This is a genomic window from Streptomyces sp. TLI_55 (assembly GCF_900206255.1).
Lineage (GTDB): Bacteria > Actinomycetota > Actinomycetes > Streptomycetales > Streptomycetaceae > Streptomyces > Streptomyces aquilus.
Genome location: NZ_OAOJ01000001.1, coordinates 5,908,449 through 5,921,019 on the forward strand (window position 1 = coordinate 5,908,449; position 12,571 = coordinate 5,921,019).

Genomic DNA, 12,571 nt, shown 5'->3' on the forward strand with positions numbered 1-12,571 from the left:
GCGTGGCGGGCGACCTGCCTGTCGCGTGGCGGCCGGGGTACTGCGGCAGGATGGACCCCATGCCGAACCGACTGGCCCAAGAGACGTCCCCCTACCTCCTCCAGCACGCGGACAACCCCGTCGACTGGTGGCCGTGGTCCGGTGAGGCCTTCGAGGAGGCGCGCAAGAGCGGGAAACCGGTGCTGCTCAGCGTCGGGTACTCCAGTTGCCACTGGTGCCATGTGATGGCGCACGAGTCCTTCGAGGACCAGGAGACCGCCGACTACCTCAACGCCCACTTCGTCAACATCAAGGTCGACCGCGAGGAGCGTCCCGACGTCGACGCCGTCTACATGGAGGCCGTGCAGGCCGCCACCGGGCAGGGTGGGTGGCCGATGACCGTGTTTCTGACGCCGGACGCCGAGCCCTTCTACTTCGGTACCTACTTCCCGCCCGCGCCCCGGCACGGGATGCCGTCCTTCCGGCAGGTGCTGGAGGGGGTGCGCAGTGCGTGGGCCGACCGGCGGGACGAGGTCACCGAGGTGGCGGAGAAGATCGTGCGGGACCTCGCCGGGCGGGAGATCTCCTACGGCGACTCGCAGGCGCCCGGCGAGGAGGAGCTCGCTCAGGCGCTGCTCGGGCTGACGCGGGAGTACGACGCGCAGCGTGGTGGATTCGGCGGGGCGCCGAAGTTTCCGCCGTCCATGGTGGTGGAGTTTCTGCTGCGGCATCATGCGCGGACCGGGTCCGAGGGGGCCTTGCAGATGGCGCGGGACACCTGTGAGCGGATGGCTCGGGGCGGGATCTACGACCAGCTGGGAGGTGGGTTCGCTCGGTACTCCGTCGATCGGGAGTGGGTCGTGCCCCACTTCGAGAAGATGCTCTACGACAACGCGCTGCTGTGCCGGGTGTACGCCCATCTGTGGCGGTCCACCGGCTCCGAGCTCGCCCGCCGCGTCGCCCTGGAGACCGCCGACTTCATGGTGCGTGAACTGCGTACGAACGAGGGGGGGTTCGCCTCCGCGCTGGACGCCGACAGCGACGACGGGAGCGGGAAGCACGTCGAGGGGGCGTACTACGTGTGGACGCCCGCGCAGCTCGTCGAGGTGCTGGGTGAAGAGGATGCCGAACTCGCCGCGCAGTACTTCGGGGTGACGGACGAAGGGACCTTCGAGGAAAGGGCCTCCGTGCTGCAACTGCCGCAGCACGAGGGCGTGTTCGACGCCGAGAAGGTCGAGTCGATCAAGCAGCGGCTGCTTGCCGCCCGCGACGCCCGGCCCGCTCCCGGCCGGGACGACAAGGTCGTCGCCGCCTGGAACGGGCTCGCGATCGCCGCGCTGGCCGAGACCGGCGCCTACTTCGACCGCCCCGACCTGGTCGAGGCCGCCGTCGCCGCCGCCGATCTCCTCGTACGGCTGCATCTCGACGAGCAGGTGCGGCTCGCCCGGACCAGCAAGGACGGGCATGTCGGCGCCAATGCGGGGGTGTTGGAGGACTACGCGGATGTCGCGGAGGGGTTCCTCGCGCTCACGGCCGTGACGGGGGAGGGGGTGTGGCTGGAGTTCGCCGGGTTCCTGCTCGACCATGTGCTCGTGCGGTTCGTGGACGAGGAGTCGGGCGCGCTGTACGACACCGCCTCCGACGCCGAGCGGCTCATCCGGCGGCCCCAGGACCCGACCGACAACGCCGTGCCGTCCGGGTGGACCGCCGCCGCGGGGGCGCTGCTCAGTTATGCCGCGCAGACCGGTGCCGAGCCTCATCGCACCGCCGCCGAGCGGGCGTTGGGCGTGGTGAAGGCGCTCGGGCCGCGGGTGCCGCGGTTCATCGGGTGGGGGCTAGCGGTCGCCGAGGCGCTGCTGGACGGGCCGCGGGAGGTCGCCGTCGTGGGCCCCGCCCTCGACGATCCGGCTACAAAGGCCTTGCACCGTACGGCACTTCTGGGGACCGCTCCCGGTGCCGTCGTCGCCGCGGGGGCCGTGGGGAGCGACGAACTTCCGCTGCTCGCCGACCGGCCGCTCGTCAGCGGTGAACCGGCCGCGTACGTCTGCCGTAACTTCACGTGTGACGCACCGACGACCGAGGTCGAACGGCTTCGATCATCCTTGAACGGGTGAAGTCACCACACCACTACGAAACATAGTATTTATCGGAAGATCCCTCGCACTTCACAGATCACCCATAACCTCTCCACAGTGACGCGGCAGGAGTGACTGGCCTGCCGCGACAGGGGGTTTTCAGGATCTGGGGGGATCTTTTTGCTGACGTCTGTCTTCATCGTTGCCGTTTCTCTGGCCCTGTTCTGGATGGCCGCGTTCACCCTGTGGTGGCAGATGCACGCGTGGCGTACGCCCGAGGTGCTGGCCTCCACCCGGTTCAGCAGACCGGACGGGGGAGAACAGGTCGCGTTCTCGCTCCTGCTGCCCGCGCGGCACGAGCAGGCCGTCCTCGACCACACCATCAAGCGCCTGCTGGAATCCAGCCACACCGACTTCGAGATCATCGTCATCGTCGGGCACGACGATCCCGAGACCGCGGCGGTGGCCGAAGCGGCCGCCGAGCGCGATCCGCGCGTCCGGGTCGTCGTCGACACCCACGAGAAGAAGAACAAGCCGAAGGCGATGAACACGGCGCTGCCGCACTGCCGGGGCGACGTGGTCGGGGTCTTCGACGCCGAGGACCAGGTCCACCCGGAGCTCCTCGCCCACGTCGACCACGCCTTCCGGACCACCGGGGCGGACGTCGTCCAGGGCGGCGTCCAGCTCATCAACTTCCACTCCAGCTGGTACTCCCTGCGCAACTGCCTGGAGTACTTCTTCTGGTTCCGCTCACGGCTCCATCTGCACGCGCAGAAGGGGTTCATCCCGCTCGGCGGCAACACCGTCTTCGTCCGCACGGACGTCCTGAGGGCCGCCGACGGCTGGGACTCCGAGTGCCTCGCCGAGGACTGCGACCTCGGGGTGCGGCTGTCGTCCATCGGCAAGAAGGTCGTCGTCGCCTACGACTCCGACATGGTCACCCGCGAGGAGACCCCCGGCAGCCTGATGTCCCTGCTCAAGCAGCGCACCCGCTGGAACCAGGGCTTCCTTCAGGTCTACCGCAAGAAGGACTGGAAGCAACTGCCCAGCTTCGGGCAGCGGTTGCTCGCCCGGTACACCCTCATGACCCCGTTCCTCCAGGCCTTCACCGGCGTGATCATCCCGCTCAACGTGGCGATCGCGCTCTTCCTCGACGTGCCCGTCGGCATCGCCTTCATCACCTTCCTGCCGGCCGTCACGGCACTGGTGACCTTCGTCTTCGAGATCGTCGGACTGCACGACTTCGGCAAGCAGTACGGCCTGCGGGTGCGCTTCGTGCACTACCTCAAGCTGATCGTGGGCGGCCCCTTCTACCAGCTCCTCCTCGCCGGGGCCGCGTTGCGCGCCGTATGGCGTGAGCAACGCGGGCGCACCGACTGGGAGTTGACCAGCCACGTGGGCGCCCACCTCCACAACACGGCGGTTCTCCGAGAGGACGTCCCTGCGTGACCTCCACCCTTCCCGCGGTGACCGCTCCGAAGGTCCCCGCGCAGCGACAGCCTGTGCCTGAAACGCGTTCGGCCGGTCGAACAAGCCCGTCCAGGCGCCCCGATCTCCTCCTCTGCGGTGCCCTCCTCGTCGCGATCCTCGTCGTACAGGGCTGGAACATCGCCGACTACCCCACCCTCAGCGACGACGAGGGCACCTACCTCGCCCAGGCCTGGGCCGTCCAGGAGCACAAAGGCCTAGCCCACTACACCTACTGGTACGACCACCCGCCGCTCGGCTGGATCCAGATCGCCGTGCTCACCTGGATACCGAAGCTGCTGAGCCCCGACTCGATGACCGTCGGCTCGATGCGCGTGGTGATGCTGCTGATCAGCGCCATCAGCGCGGTCCTCGTCTATGTGATCGGACGGCGGCTGTCCCTGCCCCGCTGGGCCGCCGGGCTGGGCATGGCCCTGTTCGGGCTCTCCCCGCTCTCCGTCGTCCTCCAGCGGGAGATCTTCCTCGACAACCTCGCGGTGATGTGGACCCTGGTGGCGTTCGCTCTCGCCGCCTCCCCGAGCCGTCACCTGTGGCATCACTTCGGCGCGGGCATCGCGGCGGCGGCGGCCGTGCTGACCAAGGAGACGATGATCTTCGTCCTCCCCGCCGTCTTCGTCACCATGTGGCGGCACAGCCACCGCGAGACCCGCAAGTTCGCCCTGACCGGCGCGGTCACCGCCTGCGCCCTGATCGGCCTGGCGTACCCCCTCTTCGCCCTGCTGAAGGGCGAGTTGCTCCCCGGCGGCGGGCACGTCTCGCTGTGGGACGGCATCAAGTACCAGATGACCAGGCCCGGTTCGGGCTTCATCCTCGACGACGGGTCCGGCTCGCACGGGGTGCTCACCTCGTGGCTCTACTACGACCGTGTCCTGCCCCTCGGCGGACTCGCCGGCGCCCTGCTGCTCCTGGCCACCTGGCGCTGGTCCGTCACCGCCCGCGCACTCGCCGGACCCGCGCTGGCCGTGGGCATCCTGGCCCTGGTCGCGATGCGGCCCAGCGGTTATCTGCCCGCGATGTACATCATCCAGGCGCTGCCGTTCCTCGCCCTCGTCCTCGCCGGCGGCACCGCGTCGGTCGCCCACGCCGTCCTCAACCGGATGCGCTGGGTGGGGCGTTACGGCATCGCGGCGGTCCTCGCCGTCGCCGCCTGCGTGTACGTCGTACCGCGCTGGTACGACGGTGACCGCACCGCCGTCACCGCCGACGCCAACGCCCCCTACCGGGCCGCCGCGCACTGGATGGCGAGCGAGGTGGCGCAGCCCGGGAAGACGCGGGTGCTCGTCGACGACGCGCTCTGGCTGGACCTGGTGCACTCCGGGTACAAGCCGGGGCTCGGCGTCATCTGGTTCTACAAGGCCGACCTCGACCCGGCGGTCACGAAGACGATGCCGCACGGCTGGAAGGACCTCGACTACGTCGTGGCCTCGCCGACCGTGCGCCGCGACGCGGTGGACCTGCCCAACGTCAAGGCCGCCATCCAGCACTCGAAGCCGGTCGCCGTCTTCGGCACCGGCGCGGACCGGATCGAGATCCGACAGATCCAGAACGCCACCGGAGGCGTCCGATGAGCCAGGAATACACCGCACCCGTACCGGATCTGACGGCCTCCGAGGTTCCCGAACCGGCCGCCGTCACCATCGTCGTCCCGACGTACAACGAGTCCGCGAACGTCCGTGAACTCCTGCACCAGATCACCGAGTCGGTGCCCGGCCGGCTGCCCTGCGAGGTCGTCTTCGTGGACGACTCCACCGACGACACCCCGCAGGTGATCCGCGAGGCCGCGAAGGACTGCCCCTTCCCGGTGACGGTTCTGCACCGGGACGAGCCGGTCGGCGGACTCGGCGGGGCGGTCGTGGAGGGCATGAAGGCGGCGGGGTCGGACTGGATCGTCGTCATGGACGGCGACTGCCAGCATCCGCCGTCCCTGGTACCGGAGTTGGTGGCGACCGGGCAGCGGGCGAACGCCGGGCTCGTCGTCGCCTCCCGTTACATCAAGGGCGGCAGCCGCGCCGGGCTCGCGGGCAGCTACCGCGTGGTCGTCTCCCGTGGGGCGACCTGGCTGACCAAGTCCCTCTTCCCACGCCGGCTGCACGGCATCAGCGACCCGATGAGCGGCTTCTTCGCGATCCGGCGCAGCGACATCACGGCGGAGGTCCTCCAGCCGCTCGGCTACAAGATCCTGCTGGAACTGGCGGTGCGGAGCCGGCCGCGCGCGGTCACCGAGGTGCCGTTCGTGTTCCAGGAGCGGTTCGCGGGCGAGTCCAAGTCCACGGCCGAGGAGGGACGCCGCTTCCTGCGCCACCTCGCCGGACTGCGCACGGCGACCCCGCTGGCCCGCATGATCGTGTTCGGGCTGATCGGGCTCACCGGCTTCGTGCCCAACCTGGTCGGCCTGTGGGCGCTCACGCACCTGGGACTGCACTACCTGGCCGCCGAGATCGTCGCCAACCAGTTCGGCGTGGCCTGGAACTTCTACCTCATCGAGAAGGTGCTCTTCCGCGACCGGCGCCGCCACCGGCACTGGGCCGACCGCACGGTCCGGTTCGCGCTGCTCGCCAACGCGGACCTGGTGCTGCGCATCCCGCTGATCGCGCTGCTGGTCACGCACTTCGGCCTGTCGGCGCTGCCCGCCACCGCGCTGGCCCTGGTCATCACGTTCGTCCTGCGCTTCGTCGGGACCGAAGCGCTGGTCTATCTCCCGCGTAGAACCCGCCACAACAGGAGCCGCACCGCATGAAGAACCGCCGCAGACGCGCTCTGCTGGGGGTGACCGCCCTCACGGCCGGTCTCCTCCTCGCCGCACCGCAACCCGCCTCCGCCGCCAACCTCATCAAGAACCCCGGCTTCGAGACCGCCGGCAGCGGCGACATGCCGTACTGCTGGGAGAAGTCCGGCTGGGGCGACAACGACTTCACGTTCACCACCACCTCAGGCGCCCACTCCGGTTCCAAAGCCATGAAGGTCGAGCTCACCCGCCGGGTGAGCGGCGACCGCAAGGCGCTCATCACCGAGTCGGCCGAGTGCGCGCCCGGAGTGACGGTGGGCAAGCAGTACGACCTGAGCCTCTGGTACAAGACGACGACCCCGGACGCCGCCATCACCCTCTTCCGGCACGACACCACCGCCGGCTGGCAGTACTGGACCGATCTGAAGACCCTGGACATGGCGGGCAGCTGGACGCAGGCGAGCGTCCGCACCCCCGAGGTCCCCACCGGCACCGACCGCATCACGTGGGGCGTCTCGGTCTACGGCACCGGCTCCGCGACCACCGACGACTACACGATGGAGCAGGTCGCCGACCCGCTGCCGCCGGCGCAGTGCACCGGCACGGCCGATCAGTGCGCCAACGGCCGCTGGGACGTGCTGCCCACGCAGAACCCGGTCCGCTCCATGCACTCCGTCGTCCTCAACAACGGCAAGGTGCTGCTGATCGCGGGCTCCGGCAACAGCGAGGAGAACTTCAACGCGGGCACCTTCACGTCCGCCGTCTACAACCCGGCCGACGGCTCCTACAAGATCATCCCGACCCCGAAGGACATGTTCTGCGCCGGGCACATCCAGCTCCAGGACGGCCGGGTCCTGGTGATGAGCGGCAACAAGGCGTTCCCGGTCCCGGGCGGGCACGGCTACGAGGGCTACAAGGACTCGTACATCTTCGATCCGAAGACCGAGACCTACAGCAAGACCAACGACCTCAACGACGGCCACTGGTACCCGTCGGCGACCGAGCTCGGCAACGGTGACGTCATCTCCTTCGGCGGCCTGCGCGAGGACTCGACCGGGTCGGTGACCGCCGAGTACTGGTCGGACGCCCAGCAGAAGTGGCTGGCGCTGTGGCAGGTCAACCAGACCTGGTCGTACTGGGGTCTGTACCCGTCGATGATCCTGATGCAGGACGGCCGCCTCTTCTACTCCGGCAGCCATGTCTTCGGCAACAACATCCCGGGCACCGGATCGGCGATCTACGACTACAACGCCAACACGGTCACGCAGATCCCGGGCCTGCAGAACAAGGACCAGCGCGACCAGTCCGCGAGCGTGCTGCTGCCCCCGGCGCAGAACCAGAAGGTCCTCACCCTCGGCGGCGGCAACATCGACTCCAACCCGGAGGGCAACCGCCTCACCGACGTCATCGACCTCAAGCAGGCCAACCCTGCCTACGTCGCCGGTCCGCCGATCCCGCAGGGCACGGTCGACCTCGGCAACGGCAAGATCCCCGAGACCGGCAACCAGGGCAAGATGTACGTCTCCGCCGTACTGCTGCCCGACGGCAAGGTGCTGGAGACCGGCGGCGGTCTGCACAACCGGGCCAACCCGGTCTTCGAGGCGTCGCTCTACGACCCTGACAGCAACACCTTCGATCCCGTCGCCGCCGACCCCGAGGCCCGCGGCTACCACTCGTCCGCGTTCCTGCTGCCCGACGGCCGGGTCATGGCGACCGGTGACAACCCGGGCAACGGCACCTGGAACCACAACGTGTCGATCTACACGCCGCCGTATCTCCTCAAGGGCACGCGGCCGTCGATCACTTCGGTCATCGACACCGAGTGGAACTACGGCGACACCCAGCGCATCACCGTCGACCGGCCCATCGCCAAGGCCGAGTTGATCCGACCGGCCGCGGTGACGCACTCCTCCGACCCCAACCAGCGGTTCGTGGACCTGCCGCTGTCGGTGAACGGCAACAACGTCGACCTGAACGTGACGAGCAACCCCAACCTGGCGCCGCCCGGCTGGTACATGCTCTTCGCGGTGGACGCCAACGGGGTGCCCTCGGTGGCCAAGTGGGTGCACCTGCAAGGCCCGGCCGCGCTGAGCGCGACGGACGCCTCGGCCCACGTCCACTCCTTCGCCGACGACCTCTCCGGCAAGGTCACCGGGCCCGGCAAGAAGCGCACCTCGCAGAAGGTCAGCCCGACCGTCTCCGGCTGCGACCGCCACTACGGCTCGATCAACGTCTGCGTGCCGACGGCGTTCCCGAAGGAGGTGAAGGCGACGACGGCCGCCCGCTGCAGTTGGCTGAAGAAGAACGACTACGGCCGCCTGAAGGTCAACGGCAAGGACGACCCGCTGGGCCTGGACCGCAACAAGGACGGGATCGCCTGCGGGAAGGCGGACATCAGGAAGGGGTAGTCCCCAACCGGCTGGGCAGCCCCTAGCCGGCGAACTCTTCGAGGGCGCGTGCCACGATCGCTTCCAGCTGTTCGTGGTGCGCGCCCTTCCAGTACGCCCGCCCGCAGTCCGTGCACTGGGCGAAGACGTCGTACGCCCGGTGCGTGCCGCCCGCCAGCTGGTCCGCGACCTCCTCCTTCGTGGCCTCCTTGAGCAGGCCGTTGCAGGCGGTGCAGCGGGTCCAGGGGCGCAGTTCGGGGCGGAAGCGGTCGAGGACGTCGCGGAGCTGCTCCTCGGGGTGGGTGCTGTAGACGTACGCGCCGGCCCACAGTTCGCGGCGCCGCAGCAGCCCCCGGTCCCGGCTGAGCAGGACGCGCCGTTCGGCGGCGGAGAGCGCGGCGAGGGCCGGGTCGCCGAGGTCCGTGGACTCGTACGCCGCGTCCACGCCGAGCAGCCGCAGCCGGCGGGCCAGGGTGCCGAGGTGGACGTCGAGGAGGAAGCGGAGCGGGGCGCCGGGGACCCGCTGGGGCCGGGTGACGGGCCGGACCTCCACGTGGTCGCCCGCCACGGGGACGTACGACGTGGGCACCTCGCGGCCGTCGACCAGCAGCGTCCCCGCCTCGGTCAGCGGGACGCCGAGGGACTCGACGACATGGCCGAGGGTGGAGACGCCGTCGGTGGTGACGGGGGTGGCTCCGGACCGGCGTCCGTGCGGGACGAACAGGGCCAGTCCGGGGGCGACTTCGAGGTGGATCTCCGGTCCGTTCACCCGGCCAGGATGACACGGCCGACGCCCATGGCCTCAGGTGTTTTTCGTGGTGAGGCCGTTGGCGAGGACGTCCAGGGCGCGGTCGAGGAGTTCGGAGAGATCGTCCTGGAAGTCGTTCTCCGCCCAGTACCGGGAGATCTCCGCGAGTCCGGCGACCACGGACATCGTGTAGACGCGTACCTCCAGGCTGTCCACGTCGCGCCCGGTGCGTTCCGCGATGCCCTCGGCGAGCATGTGGGAGGCGACCGACATGCTCTCCATCATCCGGGCGCGCACCGTCGGGACCTGGACCATCAGGTGCGCGCGGATCCGGGTGATCTCCGGTTCCCGGTCGTGGCCGAGGCGGACGGCCTTCTGCATGATGGCCCGCACGGACTCCGTCCACGGCTCGTCCTTGGGCCGGGCCCTCAGCTCCTCCAGGATGAGCGCGTCGTGCTCGTCCGTGAGGACGATGTCCTCCTTGGTGGGGAAGTAGCGGAAGACCGTGGACGGCGACACCTCGGCGCGGTCGGCGATCTGCTCGATCGTGGTGGCGTCGTAGCCCTGTTCCTCGATGAGGGCGTACGTCGCGTCGCGGATCGCCGTCCGGGTCTTGATCTTCTTCCGCTCACGGAGTCCCAGCTGGGGGACGTCCGTGGGCGGAGAGGTACGTGCGGGTGTCATGGATGCCATTGTCAGGCATCCGCCGGCTCGGGGGCCATGTCCGGGGTGGTCGCGGTCGCTTCGGTCTTCGGGGTCGCGGGCAGGAAGACCGCCGCCAGGAGTGCCGCTACGAGGGCGGCGGCGCCGCAGACCAGCAGGATGACGCCCATGCCGTGGACGTAGGCGCTGTTCGCGGAGGCCAGCAGGTCGGCCGAGCCGGTCTTCTGGGCCACGAGGTGGGCCGCGATCACGGAGTCACCGGCGGTGTCGGCGGCCTGGGCGGGCAGCCCGGTGACGTCGAGGCGGTCCCGGAAGACGCTCGCGAGCAGGCTGCCGAGGAGGGCGATGCCGATCGCGCCGCCGACCTGGCGCAGGGTGGTCAGGAGGCCGGAGCCGCTGCCGGCGCGGTCGCGGGGCAGGGTGCCGAGGGCGCCGTTCATGGCGGGGATGAGGGAGAGGCCGAAGCCGAGGCCGGTGATCGAGAGCCAGGTCGCGGTGAAGCCGTAGCCGGAGTCGGTGGTGGTGCGGCTGCCGAGGAAGGCGGCGAACGCGAGGACCACCAGGCCGGTGCTGACCGTGGCCCGGGCGCCGAAGCGGGTGACGACCAGCGGGGCGAGGCGGGTGGCGACGAGCAGACCGCCCATCATCGGCAGCAGCCGCACGCCGGTGCCCAGGGCGTCGTTGCCGAGGACGGCCTGGAGGTAGGGCGGCAGGACGAACAGCAGGCCGGACAGGATGAACATCACCAGGGTCGCGGCGAGGGTGTTGAACAGGAAGCCGCGGTGGCCGAGCAGGGACATGTCGAGCATGGGCCGGGACTGCCGGCGTTCCCGCAGGACCAGGGCGGTCAGGAGGACGACCGAGGCCGCGAGCATGCCGAGGACCAGGGCGTCGGTCCAGCCGCGGGAGGGGGCCTCGATGATCGCGTAGATCAGGGCGCCGAGGCCGGTCGCGGTGAGCGCGGTGGAGACGGTGTCGACCTTGGGGGAGGAGGGGTCGCGGGTCTCGGGGAGCAGCAGCACGCAGGCGAGGATGCCGATCGCGGCCATCGGGACGTTGATGAGGAAGACCGAGCCCCACCAGAAGTGGTTGAGCAGCCAGCCGCCCATGATCGGGCCGAGCGGCAGGCCGAGCGCGCTGCCGGCGGAGATGATGCCGACGGCCTTGGCGCGCTCGTCGGCGCCGAACAGCGAGGGCAGTACGGAGAGCGCGAGCGGGGTGACCAGGGCACCGCCGACGCCCATCAGGGCCCGGGCGGCGACGACCCAGTTCACGTCGTCGGCGAGGGCGCCCAGCAGGGACGCGGCGAGGAAGATGCCGAGGCCCACGACGAGCATCCGGCGCCGGCCGAACCGGTCGCCGAGGAGGCCTGCGGGGAGCATCAGCGCGGCGAAGACGACGACGTACGCGTCGGCCATCCACTGCTGTTCGCCGGTGGTCGCGCCGAGGTCGGCGGCCATGGTCGGCAGTGCCACGTTGAGGATCGTCATGTCGAAACCGAGGGTCAGCATGCTCGCGACCAGGGCGCCGAGGGCCCACCAGCGGCGAGGATCTGGAGTGAAGGTGTCCATGAAATGAGAGTAGCTCTCAAAACATGGTGTCTGTCAATAGGAACCTGATGGCATACGGTTGGGCATGTCAAAAAGGGCCACGGCTCGCAAGCCGTGGCCCTTCGGGAGGTGCGGGTGGGTGTCGCTGTCCGTACTGCTATCCGTGCTGGTACGCCACCAGGGAGATCCCCACGTAGTGGACGACGAACGCCGCCAGCGTGAGCGAGTGGAAGACCTCGTGGAAGCCGAACCAGCGCGGTGACGGATTCGGGCGCTTGATGCCGTAGATGACGCCGCCGGCGCTGTAGAGCACGCCGCCGACGATCACCAGCACCAGGACGGCGATGCCGCCGGTGCGCATGAAGTCCGGCAGGAAGAAGACCGCCGCCCAGCCCATCGCGATGTAGCAGGGGGTGTAGAGCCAGCGCGGGGCGCCGACCCAGAACACCCGGAAGGCGATGCCGGCCAGGGCCGCGCCCCAGATGCCCCACAGCAGCCACTGCCCCTTCGCGCCGGGCAGGAGCAGCATCGTCAGCGGGGTGTAGGTGCCCGCGATGATCAGGAAGATGTTGGCGTGATCGAGTCTGCGCAGGACACCGTCCATGCGCGGGCTCCAGTTGCCGCGGTGGTAGAGGGCGCTCACGCCGAACAGCAGGCAGGCCGTCAGGGCGAAGATGCCGCAGGCGATCCGGCCCCGGGTCGAGTCGGCGAGGGCGGTGAGCACCAGGCCCCCGATGAGTACGGCCGGGAACATCCCGAGATGCAGCCAGCCGCGGAGCTTGGGCTTGACCGGGTGCGGGAGGGAGAGCGCCACGGGGCCACGGCCGGCGGCCGAGGGGTCCAAGGGCGCGTCGGAGGCGGACGCAGTCATGCACCGCATCGTACCTACGGACCCGTAAGTCGCGGATGAGCAGGGACCCGGAATCGGCCGAGAGTGGCCATCGTCTCACGGGAGT

At 69.7% G+C, this 12,571-nt stretch carries 9 protein-coding genes; 5 read left to right on the forward strand and 4 right to left on the reverse strand.

Annotated elements, in window-relative coordinates:
• Window positions 1-59: 59 nt before the first annotated feature.
• From CRP56_RS27365 to CRP56_RS27385, 5 genes are all read left to right on the forward strand, one after another.
• Window positions 60-2,093: a thioredoxin domain-containing protein gene (locus CRP56_RS27365; protein ID WP_097268328.1), complete on the forward strand. Its 2,034-nt coding sequence runs from the start codon at window positions 60-62 to the stop codon at window positions 2,091-2,093.
• 141 nt (window positions 2,094-2,234) lie between these two features.
• Entirely contained in the window at window positions 2,235-3,503 is a 1,269-nt protein-coding gene (locus tag CRP56_RS27370) for a glycosyltransferase (RefSeq protein WP_097268330.1), read from the forward strand.
• Window positions 3,500-5,110, forward strand: a complete 1,611-nt coding sequence (locus CRP56_RS27375) for an ArnT family glycosyltransferase (RefSeq protein WP_097268332.1) — start codon at window positions 3,500-3,502, stop codon at window positions 5,108-5,110. The genes CRP56_RS27370 and CRP56_RS27375 overlap by 4 nt, the downstream gene beginning before the upstream one ends.
• Window positions 5,107-6,279, forward strand: a complete 1,173-nt coding sequence (locus CRP56_RS27380; RefSeq protein ID WP_097268334.1) for a glycosyltransferase — start codon at window positions 5,107-5,109, stop codon at window positions 6,277-6,279. Before CRP56_RS27375 ends, CRP56_RS27380 begins: the two co-directional genes overlap by 4 nt.
• Entirely contained in the window at window positions 6,276-8,675 is a 2,400-nt protein-coding gene (locus CRP56_RS27385; protein WP_097268336.1) for a galactose oxidase-like domain-containing protein, read from the forward strand. Before CRP56_RS27380 ends, CRP56_RS27385 begins: the two co-directional genes overlap by 4 nt.
• A gap of 22 nt (window positions 8,676-8,697) precedes the next feature.
• Here the strand turns inward: CRP56_RS27385 and CRP56_RS27390 are convergent, their stop codons facing one another.
• The 4 genes from CRP56_RS27390 to trhA all read right to left on the reverse strand — a co-directional run bounded on the left by CRP56_RS27390 (window position 8,698) and on the right by trhA (window position 12,486).
• Window positions 8,698-9,423: a Mut7-C RNAse domain-containing protein gene (locus CRP56_RS27390; RefSeq protein WP_097268339.1), complete on the reverse strand. Its 726-nt coding sequence runs from the start codon at window positions 9,421-9,423 to the stop codon at window positions 8,698-8,700.
• 33 nt (window positions 9,424-9,456) lie between these two features.
• Window positions 9,457-10,086: a TetR/AcrR family transcriptional regulator gene (locus CRP56_RS27395; protein ID WP_097274517.1), complete on the reverse strand. Its 630-nt coding sequence runs from the start codon at window positions 10,084-10,086 to the stop codon at window positions 9,457-9,459.
• Window positions 10,087-10,097: 11 nt separating this feature from the next.
• Complete coding sequence (locus CRP56_RS27400) at window positions 10,098-11,636, reverse strand: DHA2 family efflux MFS transporter permease subunit (RefSeq protein ID WP_097268341.1); 1,539 nt, start codon at window positions 11,634-11,636, stop codon at window positions 10,098-10,100.
• 136 nt (window positions 11,637-11,772) lie between these two features.
• Entirely contained in the window at window positions 11,773-12,486 is a 714-nt protein-coding gene (gene trhA, locus CRP56_RS27405; RefSeq protein ID WP_097268343.1) for a PAQR family membrane homeostasis protein TrhA, read from the reverse strand.
• Window positions 12,487-12,571: the final 85 nt, after the last annotated feature.